Below are 22,218 nucleotides of genomic sequence, written 5' to 3' on the forward strand. Positions count from 1 at the left end.
GACACGGTACGCGGAGGTATGTCGTTTGCCCACCGTCACTTATCCCGACGACACCAGGTTCGCGCTGCGTGACGATGTCACCTGTTTGACGACACCGGTGGCCGCAGTACTGCTGAATCCGCCACGCAACGAGAAGCTGACCGGCCTCGCCGCCGGGCAACTCCAAGCGCTCAAAACACTGAACCGCGGCCCAGCGACGCTGCCAGAGCTGGCAACGGCGGCAGGCGGCGCCGACGTCGCAGGCCTGATCGACCGGCTCACCACCGGCGGCTGGCTGACGGTCACGGTGCGCGACGGCGCGCGTGACCTCTACAGCATCCGCCCGTTCGGACAGCCGACGCCGCGACCGCCTGCTCCGCTGCCCGCATCGGCAACGTTGTCGAAATTCGCTGTGCTGCATCGTGATACCGAGGGCTTCGTGCTCGAACACCCGATGAGCTGGGGCGATCTGCGCATCCACGATGCGCGACTGCTCGCACTGCTCGACGGGCCACTCGCCGGCACTGCCCTACCGGACGGCATCGTCGAGCAGTTCGCCGCGGACCTCTACTGGTGCGGCTTCCTGGCCGTCGACGCCGAGGACCAGGCCTTCCGCACGCGGAGCTGGAACGCGCCGGATCTGTGGTTCCATCGCCGCAGCACGCTCGGCGAACGCATCGTCACCTGGGAGCACTTCGGCCCGACCAAGTGGGGCAAGGGACAGTTCCCGCAGCCACCCGCCCGCAAAGCGAACTATCCGGGCGAGGCCGTCGCGCTGTCCACGCCCGACTTGGCGGCCAAACGGCTCGCAGACCCGACGTTGACGACCGTCATCGAGGACCGGGTGTCGACCAGGTCGTTCGACGACGCCCGACCGATGACACTCGATCAGCTGGCCGAATTGCTCTATCGCACAGCACGAACCCGAAGTACCCGGCCCGCAGGCGAGGACGAAGTCCTGGTCTCGCGGCCCTACCCGTCGGGCGGCAGCGTCTACGAGCTCGAGCTCTACCCGGTGGTGCGCAATGTCGCGGGCCTGCCACCGGGGATGTACCACTACGACTCGTTCGACCATGTGCTTCGGCCCGTCGCCGCAGCGGATTCGTCTGCGGTGGTTCGCCTGCTGAAATCGACGTCGGCGACCGTGAGCGACGGCGCCGAGCCGCAACTGCTGCTCGTGATGGCGGCCAGGTCCGGCCGGGTGATGTGGACCTACGAACAAGTCGCCTACGCCGCGATGCTCAAGCACGTCGGTGTCCTGATGCAGACGATCTACCTGGCGGCGACCGCCATGGGCCTCGGCGCATGCGCCCAAGGGTTCGGCGACACTGCAGCTTTCGCCACCGCGGCCGGTGTCGACGAGCTAGCGGAGTGCAGCGTCGGCAGCATGATCCTCGGTGCACCCGCACCGGGCTGAGGCCATCCGGGCAGCAAAACCCATAGGCAGACCACGAAACCGAGGTCCCGACGCATGTCGGGACCTCGTTTCGTGGTGGCGGCCGGAACCGAGACCGGCCGCCGATCATGCCTTACGGCACAATCATTCAGCGTTGCGCCGACCAGGAGTCGCGCAGCGCCGCCAATGCGTCCTCGTCGAGCCCGGACGCAGACATCGGTGCGTGATGGCGGTCGGCACGCGCCTCGTCCGCTTCCGTCTCAGCAGGCGGATTCGCGATCGCATCGTCCACCGCGGCAGCCAATTCCGCGATGGTGAAGTGCTCGAAGACCAGTTGCGGAGCCATCGGCAAGCCGACTTCGCCGGCCCTGGTCGCCCACTGGATCGCGATCACGCTGTCGCCGCCGAGCGCGAAGAAGCCGTCCGCCCGATCGATGTCGGTGATCTCGAGCAACTCTTCGAGGATCGTCGCCAAGGTGCGTTCGGTATCGGTCTGCGGTGGTCCGCTGACGATTTCGCTGTCCGCGGCAGCCGCGGCATCCGTACCGGCTTGTCGCACAACGGAGGTAGCAGTGTCCCAGCCCGCAGGCAGCACGTCGAGCTCGCTGACCAGCTGATCGGGCTCGGTGGCGACGGCCTCGATCACCCGCGCGAGCACGTCGGCGAACACCGCACCGGTGGCGGGCCGGTAGAGATCGGAGTTCACCACGATGCGGGTGGTCAGGCTCCCGTCGGCCTCCGCCGTGTAGTCGAAGTGGAAGTCCATGAACGAGACCTCGTAGTGCTTGGCAATACTGGTCACGATCGTGGCGCCGTCCGCACTGAATTCGTTGGGCCGCATCCGATCTCGGAAGTGCATCACCACCTGGAACAACGGGTTGCGTGACAGCGTGCGCGGCGGATTGAGCGCCTCGACCAACCGCTCGAACGGCACGCCCTGTCTGGTGATCGCGTCCAGCGCCGCGTCCCTGACCCTGCCGAGCACGGTGCGTGGTGTCGGGTCGCCGGAGAGGTCGTTGCGCAGCACCACCATGTTGGCGAAAAGACCGATGAGGTCATTGGTCGTTTCGTCGAGCCGGTTGGCGACGGCGGCGCCGATGGCCAAGTCGTCGCCGCCACCGAGTAGGTGCAGGGTGATGGCGCTCATGGCCTGGCAGAGCATGAAGTCGGTCGCACCGGCCTCCTCCGCCCGCGCCTTGGCGAGCTGCCAGATAGCCGCGGGGACAACCCGAGTGGTGCTCTCGCCGTTGCGGCCCAGCACGGCCGGACGTGGGTAGTCGTGCGCGACAGCGATCTCGTCCGGTAGCCCGGCCAAGGCCTCCCGCCAGTAATCGAGCAGGCCCTGGCCGTAGGGACTGACTGCACCATGGCCGGGTGCCCGGTCGAATACTTCACGCTGCCAGGCCGCGAAATCGTTGAACTGGATGGCGAGTTCGGGCCAGTCCGGTGCCGCGCCGCGCACCCGGGCCCGGTAGGCGCGGGTGAGATCGTCGACGAAGATCTGGCAGGAGCGATGGTCGGCGATGATGTGGTGCATCAGGATCGACAGCACGTGGGTCTGCGGGCCGAGGACCAGAAGACGCAGTCGCAGTTGGACTTCGGTCTGCAGATCAAAGACGTAGGCCGAGTCGGCGGCCAGCTCGGCGTCGAGCCACGCCTGCGCATCGTTCGCGTCGCCTGCCTGCTCGACGATCGGCATCGGCACCGGTCCGGCCGGATGCACCCGCTGGTACGGCGTTCCCTCGTGTTCGGGGAACGTGGTCCGCAGCGACTCGTGCCGTGCGACCACGTCATCGATGGCAGCACGGAGGATTTCGACATCGAGCGGGCCGTCGAGACGAATCGGGTATGCGACGTTCTCGCCGTCGATCGCTCCCTCGAGCCGCCGCTGCAGCCAGTACACGCGCTGTGAGTAGGACAGCGGCACTCGGTCGTGCTGGTCTCGCCGCACCAGCGGCGGCCGACCAGCGGGCCTCGCCTCCGCGGCCGTGTCGGCAGGCTCGACAACCGCGTCGTCCGCCGCGGCGATCTCGTCGATATCGATGCCGAACTCGTCGAGGAACCGCGCGACGAGGTGTGCGGCCAGCCCGGTGACGGTCGGAGTGTCGAACGGCACTCGCATGTCGATCTCGACGCCGAACTCGGCGCGGATCATCGAAATCAGCCGTGCCGCAAGCAAAGAGTGGCCGCCGAGCTCGAAGAAGGAGTCGTCGGCGCCGATCCGCTCGCGCTCGAACAGCTTGCCGTACAGCTCGGCCAGCCTACGTTCGGTCGGCGTCGCAGGCTCGCGATAGGCGCGGGCCGTCTCCAGCTCAGGCACGGGTAGCGCGGCCCGGTCCAGCTTGCCGTGCGCCGTCAACGGGATCTCGTCGATGGTCGTCAACGCCATCGGCACCATGTATTCGGGCAAGGTGCGGGCGACATGTGCACGCACCGCCGCGACGTCGAGTTCGATGCCGGGCGCAGGCACCAGGTAGGCGGCAAGGATCTGCCCCAGCGACTCGTGCTCGGTCACCACCACCACGGAATGTGCGACGGCAGGGTAGTCGGTGAGCGCGGCCTCGACCTCGCCCAGCTCGATCCGGTGTCCGCGCACCTTCACCTGTTCGTCTGCGCGGCCGATGAATTCGATGATGCCTGCCGCGTCACGACGGGCGAGATCGCCGGTGCGATAGAGCCGTCCACCCGGTTGGAACGGATCGGCGACGAACCGTTCAGCGGTCAGCCCTGGCCGATGCAGATAGCCGCGAGCGAGCTGACGGCCGCCGAGATAGATCTCGCCGACAACGCCGCTCGGCACCAGTTGCAGGGCGTCATCCAAGATGTACAGGTAGACATTGCGATTCGGGATGCCGATCGGCACGATACCGGTGCCCTGCGGCCCGTCGACGGTCATGTGCGTCGACGACACCACCGCCTCGGTGGGACCGTAGTGGTTGCGCAGCTCCGCATCGAAGAGGGTGGCGAAACGATCCGCCACCTCGCCGGGTAGTGCCTCGCCACCGACCGGGACGTGCCGCAGCGTGTGCCAATCGTTGACCTCGGGCAGCAGCAGGAACGTCGCCAGCATCGACGGCACCATGTGCAGCACCGAAATATCGTGGCGAGTAACCAGATCCGCGACGTAGGGAATGTCACGGTAGGCGTTCGGTTTCGGGATGACCACCCGGGCGCCCGCCACGAACGTGACGAAGATGTCGAGCAGCGAGGCGTCGAAGCTCACCGAGGTCGACTGCAGGACCCGGTCCTGCGCGGTGATGCTCCACTGCGCGACGAAGCCGGACAGGTGCTCGGCGATCGCTTCGTGTGGAACGGGCACACCCTTCGGCTTGCCGGTGGAACCCGAGGTGTAGATCACGTACGCGGTGTTCGACGGATGCAGCGGGGTATTCCGGTCGGTATCAACCGGATTCGTCTCGGCCAAACCTGCCGCCGCGTTCTCCGCCGCAACCGTTTCCGCGGCGTCGAGCACCAATGCCGGACGGGCGTCGGCAAGAAGGTAGTCGATCCGGTCGGCTGGATAGGCAGGATCGATCGGCAGGTATGCCGCGCCCGCCTTCAGCACCGCCAGAATGCCGACCACGAACTCGACGGAGGTCGCCAGCCGCATCGCGACGATGTCTTCGGCGCCGATTGCCTGCCCGATCAGCCAGTGCGCCAAGCGATTCGCGCGCCGGTTCAGCGCGTCGAAGGTGAGCTCGATGTCATCGGAGATCAGGGCGATCTGTTCGGGTGTTGCCGCGACCTGCGCCTCGAACATGGCGACCATGGTGGTGGCCGGCTCGTCGACGACCTCACTGTAGGAGACCGCAAGGACATCGGCGCGGCCTGCGCCGAGGATGTCGATCTCGGACAGGCGCCGGTCCGGCTCTCGCAGCGCGCTGTCGAGCAGCTGCATGTAATGGTCGAGGAACTGGGCGACGAGATGCTCGTCGAGCGCGTCGACCAGGTAGGTCGCCTCGATCCGCGCACCCGCGTCGTCGAACACCACCATCAGGCCGAGCTCGTCCTCGGCAACGGTACTGCCGAGCGGGAGCTCGGTGGCCGCGACGCCGGGCAGATCGAATCCGATTGCGGCACTGCGCATACTGAAGCTGAGCTGGACCAGCTCCGCCATGGCATCCCGCCCGGCGACCCGGTCGGGGCTGATCGCGCGGATCACCTCGTCGACCCCGGCGCTTTGATGAGCGAAGGCACCCGCGCAGGTGTCCTTCGTCGCATCGAGCAGCGCGGCAAAGGTTTGCGCGTGCGCACCGGTGGCGCGGATCAGCACCGCATTGCCGAAGTACCCGATGAGCGGCTCCGCGTCGCGGCCCGCACGGTTGGTCACCGGAACCGAGACCAGGAAGTCCGTGCTCGCGGTGTAGCGTCGCACGACCGCGTCGAAAGCGGCGAGCAGCACCATGAACGGCGTCGCCGCATGCTCCCGCGCGATAGCGGTGATCAGGTCCTGCAGCTCCGGGGACAGCGGCACGACAACCCGGTCCGCGTTCTTCGACCGGCTCCGCGCCGCGCGCCCGCCGGGCAACTCCAGGCGCTCCGGCAGCGGCGTCAGCGCAGCGCGCCAATAGTCCAGATCGGCAGCGGTGTCTTTGTGCGCGCGGGTGGCGGCGTCGACATCCACGTATTGGGCCTGGAGCTCGGGCAACGCCTCGCCGCGGTAGGCGGCGTTGAGCTCGGCGAAGAACACCGGCCACGAGTCGTCGTCCCAGCCGATGTGGTGCACCACCAGGATCAGCACATGCTCGGTCGCACCGGTGCGCACCAGTGTCATCCGCAGCGGCAGGTCGGCCGAGAGATCGAAGGGCCTGGCGAACTCACGCCGGGCCAGCACCTCGGTCCTGCGCTGCCTCGCCGCTTCCGCAAGGTCGGTGAGATCGTGTTCCTGCCAGGATAATTCGGCGTCCTCGACGGCAACCTGGTACGGCTCACCCGCCTCATCGACGAGGTAGGTGGTGCGCAGTATCTCGTGCCTCGCCATGACGGTGGCACTCGCGGCGCGCAGCTGCCCGGCGTCGAGCGCTCCGTCGAGGCGATAGGCGAGGCACACATTCAACGTGGTGTCATCGGGGTCGAGCCGCTGCACGAACCACATCCGGCGCTGCGCGTCGGAGAGCGGGCTCGGGTCGGTACCGCGCCTGGCAGGCACCGACGTCGGCGCGGGCGCCTGCAGGTTTTCCTGACGCAGGCGCTGCTGCAGCAGCCGCTTTCGACGCTCGAGAATATCTTCTGACATGGCCGTCCTTCGGATCAACGTGGAAGCTCGCTTGGCGACAACGCGCGTTCGAGCGCGGTCGCGGCAGCAGCCCAGATCTCACCGAGCCGATGCACATCGGACTCGGTGAATACGGCGTCACTCCAACGCAGGAGTGTCACCAGCTGTGGGCCCCCCGGGGCCGCATGCACACCCGCGATCACGTCCATCGCGTAGCGCAGCGGGAAGTCAGGTTCCGGCGCCGTCGGCAGGCTCTCGAACAGCTCGAAATCGGTGACCGGCGCCCAGGATTTGGGTCCGCCTGCGAGGTCGAGCCGCCCGAGGTAGTCGAACAGCACCTGAGGTTCGGGCGCGGCGACCAGTTCGGGCACCTCGTCGAGATACCGCAGCACGCCGAAATCGATTCCGTTGCTGGGGATTTCGGCCAGGCGGGTGACGACGGAATCGAGCAGCGCCCGCGCCTTGGCTGGATCGGCCTGTGCGGCAGCGACATCCACATAGTCCGTGCCTGCCCCGAAGCGGGCGGGGAACACGCTGGTGAACCAGCCGACGGTACGCGTGGTGTCGATGTCGGCGCCGAGCGTCGTGTCCTCGCGACCGTGTGCCTCCATGGCGAGATAGGCACCGCCCGTCGGATCCTCACCGCGCTCGACGCGCCAGGTAGTCAGCGTGATGGCGAGAGCGGCGAGCAAGAACTCGCGCACACCGAGACCACCGGTGAGACTGTCGAGCACCGCTGCCGTCGCCTCGACCGACGCGGGCACGGCGTGGATGCGGTAGGAAGACAGACTGTCGGTGGCGGGATCGGGTCTGCGCTTACCGAGCGCCGGATCGGGACCGGTCGTCTCGCGCACCCAATAGTCTTGTTGGGCTACTACTTCCGGAGTTCCACTCCGGGCGTGCAAGCGTTCGGCCCAGCTGCGATAGCCGGTGTACTCCGCAGGCAACAGCGGTGTGACGACGGTCGAATCCGCCTCGACCAGCTGCGCCCAGCTGTCGGCGAGGTCGGCGCAGATGATGTACCAAGAGACCGGGTCGACGGCGATGTGATGAATACACAGCAGCAGCAGGTCGCGCGTATCGGTCCGCTCGAACCACACCGCACGCACCAGATCGCCTGTGCGCGGATCGATCTGCTCTGCGGCTGCCCGTGCATGGGTAGCGAGGGTCGCCGGGAAGTCGGTGCCGCCCTCGACCCTGGTGACGATGTCCGCGGCGCGCACCGCACCCGGAGCCCGGGTGTGCAGCTCATATCCCGTTTCGGTGTCGACGAACCGGGACCGAAGCAAGTCGTGACCGTCGAGCAAGGATTGCAGGACGGCGGTCAGCCGGGCCAGGTCGACACCTGGGGGCAATTCGAGCAGCGTGGACAGCGAAAGCCTGCGGTAGCGACCGTGTTCGTGCATCCACGACAGGGTTGGCACCGGGCCGACAACCCCGAAGTCGTCAGCAGTGGTCAGGCGCGGCGCTGCCGAGCCCGCGTCGATCTGTGCGGCGAGCGCGGCGATCGTGCCCGCGGTCAGCACCATCCGCGGGCTGGTCTCGATTCCCTTCCGGCGCAACGCGTTCACCAGGGAGATCGCCACGATGCTGTCGAGACCCAATTCGACCAGGTCGTCATGGACACCCGGCTCAGCGCCGCCGGTCAGTGCGGCGACCACAGCGCACAGTCTGCGTTCGGTTTCGGTGCTCGGCGCGGAAGTGCCGCCCGCAGACAGCGCTTCCTTGGCAATCGCATCCAACTCCCGGACGTCGAGCTTGCCGTTGGAGGTCACCGGCAGCCGCTCGACCGCGAGGATGCGCTGCGGAATCATGTACCCGGGCAAGCGATGCGCGATATCGGCGCGCACCCGGGCGACGTCCGCGCCGACGACGAAGGCGACCAGCACCGGACCGCTGACCCGGCGCACCGCGATCGCGGCGGCTGCGGCGACGTCCGGCACGGCAAGCAATGCGGTTTCGATGTCACCGAATTCGATTCGGTAGCCCCGAATCTTCACCTGGCCGTCTGCGCGTCCCAGGTAGGTCAGCGCACGAGAAGGTGAGTATCGCACCAGATCTCCGGTGCGATACATCCGCTCGCCGCGACGGAACGGATCCGCGACGAATCGGTCGGCGGTACCGCCTGGTTTACCCACATAACCGCGGGTCACCTGTGCGCCGGACAGGTACAGCTCGCCGACCACGCCGTCGGGCACCGCCCGCAGCCCGGAATCGAGCACGTATCCGGTCATCCCGGCGGTCGGCGTGCCGATGGTCGGCGTCGTTGCCGCGTCGGAGACCGCGGCAACCACCGCCTCGACCGTCGTCTCGGTAGGCCCGTAGCAGTTGAATACCTCGGTATTCGGCAAGGCACACAACTGTTTCCAGAGCGGAACACCGATGGCCTCGCCACCGAGCGCCAGCACCGCGAGCGGGCTGTTGCCGTGCTCGTCGACCAATCCGGCGGCGGCCAACTGCGTGAACATCGACGGAGTGGTGTCGATCATGTCCACTTCCTGCCCGATGACGCTGTCGACCAGCGCCTGCGCGTCGCGCATCTGTTCGGCGTCGAACAGGTGGACGGTATGGCCGTCGAGCAACCCGATCAGCGGCTGCCAGGACGCGTCGAAGCTCAACGACCACGCGTGGCCGATGCGCAGCGGCCTGCCGAGGCGGGCGACCGCGGGCCGGTAGATCCGATCGCGGTGATCGGCGAAATAGGCGGCCAGGGCGGCGTGCGTGCCGATGACACCCTTGGGTTCCCCGGTGGAACCGGAGGTGAAGATCAGGTAGGCGGATTGCGCGCGATGGATCGAAGGTGCGGACCTGGTCGCGGCATCGAGCGGACGACCGAGTGCCAGCACGGGCGGGTGGTTCTCGACGGCGTCCAGTACCGCGACGCTGTCCCCGTCGACGAGCACGAGGCGCGATTGCGATTGGCGCAGAATGGATTCGATGCGCGCCGCGGGCAGCTCGATATCCACCGGAACATACGCGGCACCGGCGGCCAGTACGGCAAGGATCGCCACGATCGATCGGGCCGAACGTGGTAGGGCAAGGGCAACAACGTCTTCCGCACCGATGCCGTGCTCGATCAGTACCGCGGTCAGCCTGTCCGCTTCGTCGCCGAGCTCACGATAGGTGTACCGATCACGCTCGGTCGTCAGCGCGAGCGCATCTGGCGTTGCCGCGACCTGCCGCGCGAACAGCTCGGGCACCGATACCCCGACGGCGTCCGGCGCGGGCAGCTCAGGCAGGTGCGGCCGCTCGTTCGGCAGCAAGACATCGAGCGCGTCGTGACCCGCATCGCCGATGGTGTGCAATTGCAGCAACACCGAAATCAGCCGGTCGGCAAGGTTTTCGACCGGAAGCGCACCGAGCAGTGCCGGCACGGCTTCGACAACGACCGTCAACTCGCTTTCGAGCAGATACGCCACCACGGCGAGCGGGTAATGGGTGAGGCCCTGCGATCCCGTCACCTGGAACTCGGTGCCATCGGAGAGGGCGATCGGCCGCAGCATGTCGGCGACCGGTGCGTTCTCGAACACGAACAGCGTGTCGAACAACTCGCCACGGCCCGCGCGCTGCACGGCCGACAGGCTGACATATCCGATGTCGCGCATGACCGCCGATTCGCGCTGCACTCGTGCGCAATTGCGCACCACGCCGCTCAGCGGGGCGGCCGGGTCGTCCAGCCGAATGCGCACGGGAACGGTGTTGATGAACAGGCCGATCATGGACTCGACCCCGGCCAGTTCGTCGGGCCGTCCCGAGACGGTGGTGCCGAACACCACATCGCGGCGGTCGGTGAGCCTGCCGAGGACCAGCGCCCAGGCGTACTGCACCGCGGTGTTCATGGTGAGCCCGTTGGCGCCCGCCCATCGGCGCAGCTCGTCGGTTCGCGCCGCGTCCAGCGTGCGCTTGTGCACGATCGGCACGATCGTGTTGACCCTGGAGATCGAGCGGTCACCGAGCATGAGCGGTTCGACGTCGCCGAGATAGTCGGACCAGGTGCGCAGAATTGCCGCGTGGTCGCGGGCGGCCAGCCAGCCGATGTAGTCGCGATAGGGCCGTACCGCTGGCAGCCCGTCGGCGGACCCGCCCGCCTCGTATGCCGCGTAGATCTCGCGGAAGAACACCCCGAGCGACCAGCCGTCCATCAGGATGTGATGGGCGGTCACGATCATCCGCCGTGACTCGTCCTGGAGCGTGACCAGCACGACTCGCAGCGCAAGATCGCGCTCGAGGTCGAAGCCGGTGCGGCCCTCAGCGTCGGCGATCGCCGCGAATTCCGCTGTGTCTGCGCTGCGTTCGAACCACGGCAGCTCCGCTGACGTCGGCACGATCTGGACCGGCTTCGGCAGGTCCCGATCCCAGAAGACCGCGCGCAGGTTGGCATGCCGCTGCAACACCGCCTCGACGCTGCGCCGCAACAGCGGCACGTCGACCGGACCGGTGATCTCGATGACGAACTGCATCAAGTAGAGGTCGCCTGTCCCTGCCAGCTTGGCCAGCGAGAACAGGCCTTCCTGGAGCGGACTCAGCGCGAGCACGTCCTCGATTTCCGGCAACCGCGCCGAATCCTGCTCGGCCGCAGGCACTTGCTTCTTCTCGGACATGAAGCGGACTCCTCAGCCGTCGATCTCGGGACATCAGTGCGTCGAATCCGATGTCGCCAGGCTCGCTCAAAGTAGCTACTTAGGTTAGCCTATGCAAATCATAGTCGAGGCTATGTGACGAGGTCGGCGACAGTGGCCACAAGGGTTGAACTACCGCCCAGTCCCGCCGCTAAGTTATGATAGCCTTACCTACTATCTACGGCTCGAGCGCCCGATGCAACGGGTTAGCCGAGAGCCGAGGATTCGGTCCCACTGCTCGACGCGCTCGTCCCACCCAGGTGCAGATCGTCGAGTGGGCGCAAATGAGATGCGGAGTAGTAGATGCAACATCGACCGACGTGGATCAGACAGTTCCACAGGCCGAATTCGCCTGAGCGCCTTCCTCTTTTAATCTTTCCGCACGCAGGAGCCGGCGCGTCGGCATACCGTGCGTTTTCCAAGGCGTTCAGTGCGAGTTACGACGTCGCGGTGGTGCAATACCCCGGGCGGCAGGACCGGGTGAAGGAGCCTGCACCGACTTCACTGCATGAGATCGCCGCAGGCGCATTCACCGAGTTCCAGACCTCGCCGTACAACCGAGGCGTACCGATCACCACCTTCGGCCACAGCATGGGCGCACTCGTTTCATTCGAGTTCGCCCGGCTCGCCGAGGTTGCGGGAATTACTGTGCGGCAGCTCACCATTTCGGCGGCGGTCGCCCCGTCGCGTGCGGTGAATCAACCACGCACGCCCAAGGAAGACGACCAACTGCTCGCGCACCTGGCGAAGTTGGAGGGCACGAATACCGCGGTCTTCGGAAATCCCGAGGTCATGAAAATGACGCTTCCGGTCATCAAAAGCGATCACGCTGCGGCGGAAGCATATTCATGTGATGAATCGGTGAAAATTTCGGCGCGGGTGCATGCGATCTGCGGCGACAACGATCCGATCGTCACGATGTCGGATCTCTATGGCTGGCGTTCGCACAGTGCCGACGTCGACGTCACGATCTTCGAGGGCGGGCACTTCTATCTGAACGATCACGTCGACGCGATCGCGGAATTGCTTGCGGCCAACGCGGAACACGAACAGACCGCATGAATCACAAGGATCAGCAATGACATCGACGGCGCAAGACCCGGATCCCATTGTCATTTCCGGAATGGCCGTCGAAGCACCCGGCGGAATCGACAGCCCCAGCGCCTTCTGGTCTGCACTCGCGGACGCCAGGGAACTGATCACGCCGTTTCCGCGCGATCGCGGCTGGCCGCTCGAGGATCTCCTCACACTGTCCAGGATCGACGGCTGGGCAAAGGTCTGCGACGCGGGCGGATTCCTCAACGGCGCAGCCGAATTCGACCCGGCCTTCTTCGGCATCGGACAACGCGAAGCCATCGCCATGGACCCGCAGCAGCGGGTCGGCATGCGAGTGGCATGGAAGGCGCTGGAGAATTCGGGACTCAACCCTGGCGACCTCGACGGCGCGGACGGCGGATGCTTCATCGGCGTTTCGCCGATGGAGTACGGCCCCCGCGGCGGAGAGGTCAACGCCTACAGCGGGCATCGGATCGTCGGTTTCGGACAGCTGGGTGTCGCGGGCCGGATCTCGCACGGCATCGGTCTGATCGGTCCGTCGATGTGCGTTGACTCTGCCTGCGCGTCTTCCCTGACCGCCGTGCATCTGGCCACGTCGGCGGTGCGGGCCGGGGAGTGCGAGTGGGCGATCGCAGGCGCCGTGTGCGTGATGGGGTCGCCGATCGCGTTCTACGAGTTCGCCAAACACAACGCACTCTCGACCGACGGACATTGCCGCTCCTACAGCGACGACGCCACCGGCACCCTGTGGGGCGAAGGGGCGGGCGCGATCCTCGTCGAACGAGAATCGCGCGCCCGGGCGCTTGGGCACCGGGTATACGGCCGCATCCTGGCCACCCACACCAACCACAACGGCAAAGGCAAACCGATCCTGGTCCCGCGTGCGGAAGCGCAGGAACGACTGATCCGCCGCACCATCGAGATCGCCGGGATCGACCCCGGTGCGATCGGCATGATCGAGGGCCATGGCACCGCAACCAGAGCAGGCGACCCTGCCGAGCTCACCGCGCTGCAAAACACTTATGGCAGTGGGGATTGCGCCCCGCTGGTCGGCTCGGTGAAGTCGAACGCTGGACATACCCAGGCAGCCGCCGGGATTCTGGGCCTGATCAAAGTGCTCCTCGCCGGCCAGCACGGCCACATCCCGCCCAGCCTGTTCGCGGAAAACCCCACCACCCGAGTGGACTGGGATCGTTCGAATCTGCGGCTGGCCACCAAGCTCGAACCGTGGGAACCGACGAACGGCGTGCGCTACGGCGCCGTCTCCTCGTTCGGCGCAGGCGGATCCAACGCCCACGCAATCATTGCGATGCCCGTTCGTGAGGAGAGTGACGATTTCTAGCTACCAACTGCCCGACGGCACCGTCCCGGTCCTGCTGTCGGCAGAAACCCCCGGCCTGCTGCGCAAAGAAGCGGCCGCCGTGCTCAGCTACGCGACGGATCATCCCGAGATTTCCCCACAGCGCATCGCCGACATGCTGTTTCGCACCCGGGTCGCGCGACGCAACCGGGCCGTGGCGATGGTCGCCGATCGAGCGACGCTGCTAGCCGCGCTGTACGCGATCGCCGAGGACACCGAGCATCGGGCTGTGGTGCGTACGACCGCACCGGCCATTGCCCGCTCGCTGGCCTACGTGTTCCCCGGACAGGGCGGCCAGCGCCCAGGCATGGGCAGGCTCTACTACGAGTCCATACCCGCGTTCCGCGCCGCAGTGGATCGTTGCGACGAAACGTTCCACGGGCTGTTCGGTGAGTCACCGCTGAAATATCTACTGGACGAGCATGTTCCGGCCGATGACAGCGCACAGGTGGTTCAGCCCGCGTTGTTCATGCAGATGGTCGGGCTTGCCGCGATGTGGCAGGCGGTCGGCATCGTGCCCACCGCCGTCATCGGGCACAGCCAGGGCGAGATCGCGGCCGCCTACGTGTCGGGCAAGATGACGCTGGCCGACGCGGCCTTCATCGTCGGCACCAGGGCGCGCGCCGTCGAGAAGATCTCCTCCGACACCTACGCGATGGCAGTGGTCGCCGCCGACCGCGACGAGTGTGAAGCACTACTCACGCGCCGGTCGGGGTGGGCACAGGTCTCGGTGATCAACGCACCGAACATGGTGGGAATCTCCGGTGAGCGCGACACGGTGCACGACATCGTAGACACCCTCGCCGATCGCGGCACCTTCGCGCGAGTGATTCGCGTGCGCTATCCGGCACACACCAACCTGGTCAACGAGTTTCGCGACGACGTCCGCGACGCGGTGCGGCGGCAGCTGACCAACGAATACTTCCTCGACAGCGAGATCGATTGTCTCGGAGCCACGCTCGGTGACTCGATCACCACGGACCTGCCGGTCGGCGAGTACTGGTTCTGGAACCTCCGCAACACCGTCCGATTCGACAAGGCCATCGCGGCGGCGGCGGCCAAGCAGATCGACACCTTCGTCGAGCTTGCCGACCATCCGACGCTGCAGCTGTCGATCCAGGAGAACCTGAGCGCCTGCGCATCCGACCAGAATGCACTGGTTGTCGGCACCTCGAGCCGAACCGCAGCCGACCTCGGTGAATTCGCCAGGAATCTCGCGCTGCTCGCCGTCAACGACCTGGACTATCGGTGGGACAGCCTGCGCGTGGAATCTCCTGGCGCCGTGCGACTCCCGCTGCGCGACTTTCCGAATGTCGTGATGAACGACGTGTCGTTGTGGCTGCCGTACAACTCCGGCGCCCCTCGACCCGGCACCGTCGCAGTCCCCGAGGTTGCCGCCCCCGTCGTCGAGCCCGTTGCCGAAACGAGCACGGCCACTACCCAGTTGGTCGTCGAGGACTGGACCAGGCTGGTTCGGCGCTCACTGGTATCGCCACGTCGGATCGGCATCATCGACCACACCGGTGAGTGTGCCGAACTGGCCGCTGGGCTGTGCGCCGAAGCGGTCGATCACGGTGCGACAGCACGCTTGATCGACGCGCACACCGAGAGCGACCGAGACGGTCTCGACACTCTCGTCATCCTGCTTCCCGGCTTGCCGGACGCCACTGCTGCCGCCGCCGCGGACGCGACCGCGGACTTCTTCGGCACCCGGCGGTGGTGGCCAGGACTGACCGACGACGTCACCACCTGCTGGCTCGTGACCGTCGGCGGCGAGGCGGTGCTGCCCGACGACGCACCGCCGCATCCGGTCTACGCCGCGGCCAGTGCCGGCTTCCGTTGTGTCGGCACCGAACATCCCGGCGTCGCGTTCCGCCATCTCGATCTGGCTCCGGAACAAACGGGGACAGCCGCGGCCGCCGCGATCACCATGGCACTGCACACTGCGGGCGAATCGGAGCTGGCACTGCGGGGCGCCGGTCTGTATGCCAAGCGGCTCATCGAGGCCGACCAGACGGTCCTGCACGCAAGCAGGCCCGAGAACATCGTCATCATCGGTGGCACCGGCAGCCTCGGACTCGAATTCTGCGCCCACTTCGCGCAACACCATGCGCGGCGGATCACCTTGGTGAGCAGGTCGGGGGCGAGCCCGGCGGTCACCGAGCGGTTGGCGCGGATTCGCGAGTCCGGCTCCGCCGATATCCGGGTGGTCGCCTGCGATGTCGGCGACGCGGCCGCCGCGCGCCTGCTGGCAGACGAAACTCGTGATGCGCCTGCACATCTGATCATTCATGCGGCCGCCGACTATTCGGACATCGTTGCGGTCGAGCTGTCGGACATCACCCCTGAACTGGTGCTCCCTGCGCTGCGTGGGAAGTTTGTCGGCATCGCGAACGTGCTCGACACGCTGGACCGCGCGGACGACTGCCAGGTGGTGCTGTGCTCCTCGCTCGTGGCGACACTCGGCGGTCGCGGCAAGATCGTCTACGCGGCCGCCAATCGGATGCTCGACGCGCTCGCGCACCGGGTGCGGGCCGAGGGTACCGACTGCGTCTCGGTGCAGTGGGGGCAGTGGGGCGTCTATCAGAATCAAAGTTCTTCCGATGCAGCACAATTGGCAGCCGTCGGCTACCTTCCCATGCCCTCTGCGGATGCCATCACCCTTGGACTGGGTGGGTTGCGTCGCAATGCGGTTGTCGCGGCATTCGATTGGGCTGTCGGACACTCCGTGCTCGGCGCCTACGGCTACGGTCCGGTGCTGTCCACGTTGGCGGCCTCGGCGGCCGCGGCCGCGGCGGCAGAACCGATTGCCGCCGACCGGGCGACGGTCGAGCAGGCCGAGTTGCCGCAACGGATGACCCGGTTGCTTGCCGACGTCCTCGGTGTCGACGACATCACCACCATCGACACCACCCGGCCGCTGGTGGCGATCGGCCTGGATTCCTTGCAGGCCCTCGACTTCCGTCGGCGGGTCAAGGCGGCGTTCGACCACGACGTGCCGGTCACCGAGTTGCTCGGCGGAGCGTCGGTCGATGAGATCGTGCGCACGGTGCAGGTGCGGTCACCGGGGCAGCCGCGCCGGTCGGAGGCCGCGGCGCAGGCCACCCCGGTACCGGCACCGAGTCCGATCACACCGGCGGCAGCCCGTCCATCGGCGGTACCGACCCGTGCGGACATCGCCGAGCGGGCACGGCAAACGGCCGAGCACGCGGTACCGGCCGACCTGGATGCCGCTCAGATCCGCTCCGCCCGAAGCGATCTGGACCTCTTCGGGTTGCGTGCCATGGTACGGACGCTGGATCCGGCACTCGGCGACGGAGCCGCACACACCGTCGACGACATCATGACGCGTCTGGAGTTCACGCCGCGGCACCGCTGGTTGTTGAACCGCTGGCTCGGCGTGCTCACCGAGCACGGCTGCCTCGCCGCCGACCCGAGTCACGGCTATCGGGTTGCCGGGGCGGTGCCGACACCGACCCGGCCGGACCTGTTCACGGTGTGCGCCGATCTCGGGTACTCGGTCGAATTCGCGACCTTCCTGCAGCGCAGCGACGAGGAGCTGACGGCGCTCGCCCAGGACCGGGTGCGCGTGCAGGAACTGCTGTTTCCCGACGGCGACATGCTCACCGCCGAGGCCGCCTATCGCGAGAACATCATCAGCCGATACCTCAATCTTGCTGCCCGCGAAGTAGTTTCCGGCATCGCGGCGCGGATCGAGCGGGACCGCTCGCCGGTGCGCATCCTGGAACTGGGAGCAGGCATCGGTGGCACGACCACCGAGGTGGCGGCCGGCCTGTCCGGGTTGCCGGTCGACTACCACTTCACCGATCTGTCGACGTACTTCCTCGGCGCGGCACAGGAACGGTTCACCGACTATCCGTGGATGCGCTACGGAATCGTCGACATGAACGACGGTTTCGCGGCGGAAGCACGCTATGACCTGGTGCTCGGCGCCAATGTGCTGCACAACGCACGGCACATCGGGCAGACACTGCGTGCGCTGCACGATGTACTCGATCCCGGCGGCGCAGTCGTCTTCATCGAGGCGTGCCGCGCCACCTATCCGGTGCTGACGTCGATGAAGTTCCTCATGTCGCCCGCGCCGGGTCAGCCGCATCCCGGGCAACACGATATCCGGGCCGGCGCGCGGATCTTCCTCACCGAGGACGAGTGGCAAAGTCAGCTCGTCGCGGCCGGCTTCACGCCGATGCTCGTGCTGCCGACGGCGGATCATCCGTTGCACCCGCTCGACCAGCGGATCTTCGCCGCCGTGCGTGACTAGAAGGTAGGTCGAGACCGCCTGGTGGACCGTGCCGGGCTGTCCGGGGAATTCTCCTCGGACAGCTCGGCATTCAGCAGGTCAACAGAGGTAGGTCGGGGGACTAGGCAACCGCGAAGCGGAGCGCCTCGGCCACGACCAGCCAACCCTCCGGGGTCCAGCTCGCTCGATCGCCGGTGCGGAACAGCCGGGCGGCAGGCTCGAACGGGTCGTCCACGAATCGGTGTGCGGCATCCGAGTTCTCCACGTCGAGGGCTGCGCCGCCGATGTAGATGTCACCGACCACATTGGGCGGCACCGGCATCAGTGCTTCGTCGAGAACCAGCGCCCTGGCTCCGGGGATCGGGCGGGTGCGCCCGGTGTCGTCGAGCGGGCCGCGGGCCACTGCGCCCGCGTACACGGGCGCGGTGTAGCAGATGGTGGTCACCGAGCCTGCCGAAACGGCCTGGAGTCGCGCGGAAAGTCCTGGGGTCGTGGCGGTTCCGGTCACATCCCAGCGCCGCACGGTCGGCAGCATGCCCGCGTCGGCCGCGATCCGAGCAACCGTGGCCGGTGTGGCAACGACGTGGGTGACCCGGTAGGCCTCGATGAGCTCGACCAGCGCGGTCGGATCCGCCAGCTGCGCCGGGGTGGCGACGATCAACGTCGCGCCGTCGGCGAGGGCGGCAAGCAGCTCGACCGTGGTATCGGTGGCGTTCCATGCAGCGGCAAGCAGGCGCACATCGGCCGCGCGGAGCGCGGGATCGATTGGCCTGCAGCGCTGTTCGGCCGCCACCGCGCGGCGATCGGCGATGGCCGCGGCCAGTGCGAAGCCTGCCGTGGCAGGCCTGGTTCCGCTTGTCGGATGCCCGACCCCGACCACCGCATGGACGGCATTGACCACCGCCTGCCCAGCGCCGACGACAGCGTGCCCAGCGGCGATCACGGCGTGCATCGCGCTCCCTGCGACATCCCGGTTGCCGAGCAACGGCGTCGAGCGGATCAGCTGATCGACCAGCGCACCGTGCGTTGTCGCGTGCGGTGCCACCCGGTCGAGCTGCCCGAAAAGTTCACCGTAAGTGCGGGTCTCGGCGCCGTACCGAATCGCGGTGCGCATGCCGGGAATGCTGCGGCCGCGCCGGATCAGTTCGGCGATGCCCGGCACCTCCGACAGTTCCACCCCGGTCGACCATTCGCCGAGTACTCGCCGCCGATCTTCGGCGGTCAACGCAAGTAACACCGCTCCCCCTGCTTACTCCGGCACGTCGGTGAGATATCCACCGCGCGTGAAGAACTCGGCACCCGAGTGCTCCGTCCCGTCCGCGGTGCGCACCCGGGTGATCACCAGCCCGTTGTTGTTTCCGCGAATCGGGTCGGGACCGCACACCACGGCGCCGCCGCCCTCCTGCACCACCACCCGGCCCACGGTGCCGCCGTATCTGGCGGTAGACACCTCGGCGGCCAGGATCTCGATCCGCTCGCCCCGGTAGTAGCTGAACGCGCGCGGATACGGCGCCGATAACGCGCGCACGAAGCGCTCCAAATCGACTGCGCTCCAGGACAGGTCGATGCGACTGTCCCGATCCGAGCGCTTGTGGAAGTAGGTGCGCGCGGTCTTGTCCTGCGGCCGCCAGTTCGCCGTTCCGGCTTCGAGCGCGCTGAGCGCCTCGTGCAGCGCGCCGGGAATCAGCTCCATGCCCGCCTCGACGAGCTCGGTGCCGGTCGCGGTCGGCCCGATCGGCAGCGAGCGTTGCACCAGGATGTCGCCGGTGTCCAGCTGCTCGTCCATCCGATGCACGGTAAGGCCGAATTCGGGCGCGCCGCTGATCAACGCCCACAACACAGGTGAGAAGCCGGTGAATTTCGGCAGCAGCGAATCGTGCAGGTTCAGCGTGCCGAACGGCGGCAGCTGATACAGCTCCGGCGGCATCCAGGTGTACCAGCTGTTGACCACGATGACGTCCGGCTCGGCCTGCTTGACCAGGTCGATGGTCGCGGCGTCGGCCCGCTCGGTGAGGTGCACGGGGATGCCGTGCTCCCTGGCCAGTTCCTCGACCGAGTCGGACCAGATCGCCTTGTAGGACTGCGCGCTCGCCGGATGGGTGACCGCGAGCACCACCTCGTGCTCCGAGTCGATCAGCGCCTGCAGGGTCTTGCGGCCCCAGGTCTGAAAACCGAACGATACGATGCGCATGAACCGAGCCCCATCCTTGTCGAGAGTAAGGCTAGCCTAGCCTAGCTAACAGCGGTCGTGGTGGTCGACCTCGCTGCCGCCCGCGCGCTGCTCGGCCCGGAGGCCAGCACCCGATCCGAAAGCTCGCCGAGGCAGCTGAGATTCGGAAATCCGGGCCCCTGCGCCAGGCCTGCCAGATTCGGCAGATAGAGCTTGGCGTCGAGCCCCGACACCGCGAGATCGTGACCGATCGACGCCTCGAGGCGATCCATGGTGATCGGCCCACCGAGCGCGAGCTCGACCCGATCGGCCGCGTCCGCGTCGAACATCTCGAGAAACCACAGCGGTTCGCCACCGGTGGCGTCGACCACCAGGTCGAAGGCGTGCACCCGATCCGAACGCTGCTCGTTGCGCAGCGTGAGCGCGACCCCCTCGCCTTGCCCGGCGACCCGCACGACTCGGCCCTGCAGGTGATGCACTCGACTGTCACCGAGCAGGCTCTCCTGCACCCGCACCGAGAAGACGCCGCGGTCGGTCCGCCGGACCACATCACGCCGTTCCTGGAGGCTGAGCGCGCGCCACTTGGCGGGGTCGCTGTACATCGTGTTCTCGAAGTAGCTCTCGCCACGGGTGTAGATCGTTGCGCCCGGCGAGATCACCGAGACGGTCAGCACATCGTGGCGGACCAACTCGTCCATCGCCGAGCCCGCGGTTTCGCCGCCGCCGATCACCGCGGCGCGGGAGGAGACCGGTAATCGCCTGCGGGCGACCAGATCCCAGAACTTCGCGATGCTCAAGACCTTCGGATGCTCGGCCAGCGCGCGGCCGCTCTGGCCGGGCCCGGTGATCATCAGCCGGTCGGTCGCGATCTCGGTCGCCGCGCCGTCCGCGTCGACCACCGAGACCAGCCAGCCGTCGGCCGCGCCGGAAATCGTACGCACCGAACCGCGTACGAGTTCGACGCCGGACTTCTTCGCGACCCACTGCAGATATTTGGCCCATACGTAATGCTGCGGATGCGGACGGCCACGGTCCACCCACTCGGCGTAGGTGCCCCGCTCAACCAGGAACGACGTCCAGCTGAACGCCATCATCGCGCGGTCGATCGCGTGACTGTTCCCGCGCGACCAGGTCGAGTGGTACGGGAAGCCGACATCCTTCTCCGGGCTGGTGCCGAGCCGATGCCTACCGTCGGTCCAGCCACCGCTCGGCAGCCAATTGCCACCCACCGCATGGGGTTCCACCACGGTCACCCGCGGCGCGGTCAAACCCAGTTCGCGCAGCACGTGCGCCTTCGCCGCGACGGCCATGGCCTTCGGACCTGCACCGACCACCAGGAGTCTGTCCACCGGTTTCTCCTATCCAACTTCCGAGCCAGCGCACAGCCACCCCCCGTCGAATCGACGCCACCGCAAGACTTCCAAATATACTTAGGCTAACCTAATGGCATGGGCAAAGGAACGAACGGCGTCATCATGAAGATGTGGCGCGCCGACGACTACCGACTGCGCGTGACCTCGACCGAGAACGTCACCGAGAAGTACCTGCGTATCGGGTTCGCCGCGGGCGGATTGCTCGCCGACCACCCGGCCCACCCCACCCAGTTCGTCCGGCTCTGGATTCCCGACGCCGCCACCGACAAGCTGCACCACCGCCCGTACACGCTGGTCGATCAGGATCCCGAGAACGACCACTTCTTCATCGAATTCGCGCTGCACGGCGGTCCGGCCAGTGCATGGGCACAGCGCGCCGCCGTTGGCGACGAGCTCGAGGTCTCCGTCCTCGGCTCGGATTTCCAACTGCCCGAGACCGATCCGGCCGAGTATGTGATCTTCGGCGACACCGCCTCGCTGCCCGCGATCAACTCGCTGCTCGATGCCATCGGCGACACCCCGGCCCGGGTCTGGCTGGAATGGCAGCACGAATCCGACACCTCGCTGCCGGTGCGCAACAAGCCGCACCACCAGGTGACCTGGCTGCAGCGCATCGACAACGGCAGGCTACTGCGCGAGCAGGCGCACGAGATCGAGTGCGCGCAGGACAATTTCGCGTGGGCGTGCTGCGACGGCAACACCACTCGATCCATCGCCAAGACGCTCAAGACGACACACAAACTACCCAAATCCTCGATGAAGTACCTGCCCTACTGGAAGTAGTTCGAC

At 67.0% G+C, this 22,218-nt stretch carries 10 protein-coding genes; 5 read left to right on the top strand and 5 right to left on the bottom strand.

All coding sequences use genetic code 11. From position 1 onward, the window contains the following. Window positions 1–25 precede the first annotated feature (25 nt). A complete protein-coding gene (locus NA11_RS12205) occupies window positions 26–1,396 on the top strand; it encodes a SagB family peptide dehydrogenase (protein ID WP_069161965.1) in 1,371 nt (456 codons plus the stop codon). A gap of 127 nt (window positions 1,397–1,523) precedes the next feature. Here the strand turns inward: NA11_RS12205 and NA11_RS12210 are convergent, their stop codons facing one another. Continuing rightward, complete coding sequence (locus NA11_RS12210; RefSeq protein WP_069161966.1) at window positions 1,524–6,611, bottom strand: non-ribosomal peptide synthetase; 5,088 nt, start codon at window positions 6,609–6,611, stop codon at window positions 1,524–1,526. Between the two features lie 14 nt (window positions 6,612–6,625). Beyond that, window positions 6,626–11,191 carry a non-ribosomal peptide synthetase gene (locus NA11_RS12215; protein ID WP_069161967.1) on the bottom strand — a complete coding sequence of 1,522 codons (4,566 nt, stop codon included), beginning with the start codon at window positions 11,189–11,191 and terminating at the stop codon, window positions 6,626–6,628. A gap of 321 nt (window positions 11,192–11,512) precedes the next feature. On the opposite strand from NA11_RS12215, the gene NA11_RS12220 reads away from it, so the two are divergent. From NA11_RS12220 to nbtC, 3 genes are read left to right on the top strand one after another with little or no spacing between them, the layout of a single operon-like run. Continuing rightward, window positions 11,513–12,271: a thioesterase II family protein gene (locus NA11_RS12220; protein WP_069161968.1), complete on the top strand. Its 759-nt coding sequence runs from the start codon at window positions 11,513–11,515 to the stop codon at window positions 12,269–12,271. Window positions 12,272–12,287: 16 nt separating this feature from the next. Then, complete coding sequence (locus NA11_RS12225; protein ID WP_069161969.1) at window positions 12,288–13,607, top strand: beta-ketoacyl [acyl carrier protein] synthase domain-containing protein; 1,320 nt, start codon at window positions 12,288–12,290, stop codon at window positions 13,605–13,607. Between the two features lie 55 nt (window positions 13,608–13,662). Continuing rightward, window positions 13,663–17,907: a nocobactin polyketide synthase NbtC gene (nbtC, locus tag NA11_RS12230; RefSeq protein WP_439957063.1), complete on the top strand. Its 4,245-nt coding sequence runs from the start codon at window positions 13,663–13,665 to the stop codon at window positions 17,905–17,907. Window positions 17,908–18,007: 100 nt separating this feature from the next. Here the strand turns inward: nbtC and NA11_RS12235 are convergent, their stop codons facing one another. From NA11_RS12235 to NA11_RS12245, 3 genes are read right to left on the bottom strand one after another with little or no spacing between them, the layout of a single operon-like run. Beyond that, window positions 18,008–19,111, bottom strand: coding sequence for an AMP-binding protein (locus NA11_RS12235; RefSeq protein ID WP_141717543.1), 1,104 nt, complete (start codon window positions 19,109–19,111; stop codon window positions 18,008–18,010). A gap of 24 nt (window positions 19,112–19,135) precedes the next feature. Then, a complete protein-coding gene (locus NA11_RS12240) occupies window positions 19,136–20,077 on the bottom strand; it encodes a methionyl-tRNA formyltransferase (protein WP_069161972.1) in 942 nt (313 codons plus the stop codon). A gap of 41 nt (window positions 20,078–20,118) precedes the next feature. Continuing rightward, window positions 20,119–21,405 carry a SidA/IucD/PvdA family monooxygenase gene (locus tag NA11_RS12245; RefSeq protein ID WP_069161973.1) on the bottom strand — a complete coding sequence of 429 codons (1,287 nt, stop codon included), beginning with the start codon at window positions 21,403–21,405 and terminating at the stop codon, window positions 20,119–20,121. Window positions 21,406–21,504: 99 nt separating this feature from the next. Here NA11_RS12245 and NA11_RS12250 point away from each other — a divergent pair, with 99 nt between their 5' ends. Then, window positions 21,505–22,212 (top strand): siderophore-interacting protein, encoded by a 708-nt coding sequence (locus NA11_RS12250; protein WP_069161974.1) that lies wholly within the window; start codon window positions 21,505–21,507, stop codon window positions 22,210–22,212. The last annotated feature ends 6 nt before the right edge of the window (window positions 22,213–22,218 follow it).

It is taken from the genome of Nocardia altamirensis NBRC 108246, assembly GCF_001612685.1.
Lineage (GTDB): Bacteria > Actinomycetota > Actinomycetes > Mycobacteriales > Mycobacteriaceae > Nocardia > Nocardia altamirensis.

Excerpts from the sequence above, each read along its gene's own strand:
- NA11_RS12210 (WP_069161966.1), bottom strand. The coding sequence starts at position 6,611 with ATGTCAGAAGATATTCTCGAGCGTCGAAAGCGGCTGCTGCAGCAGCGC.
- NA11_RS12215 (WP_069161967.1), bottom strand. The coding sequence starts at position 11,191 with ATGTCCGAGAAGAAGCAAGTGCCTGCGGCCGAGCAGGATTCGGCGCGG.
- NA11_RS12220 (WP_069161968.1), top strand. The coding sequence starts at position 11,513 with ATGCAACATCGACCGACGTGGATCAGACAGTTCCACAGGCCGAATTCG.
- NA11_RS12225 (WP_069161969.1), top strand. The coding sequence starts at position 12,288 with ATGACATCGACGGCGCAAGACCCGGATCCCATTGTCATTTCCGGAATG.
- NA11_RS12240 (WP_069161972.1), bottom strand. The coding sequence starts at position 20,077 with ATGCGCATCGTATCGTTCGGTTTTCAGACCTGGGGCCGCAAGACCCTG.
- NA11_RS12250 (WP_069161974.1), top strand. The coding sequence starts at position 21,505 with ATGGGCAAAGGAACGAACGGCGTCATCATGAAGATGTGGCGCGCCGAC.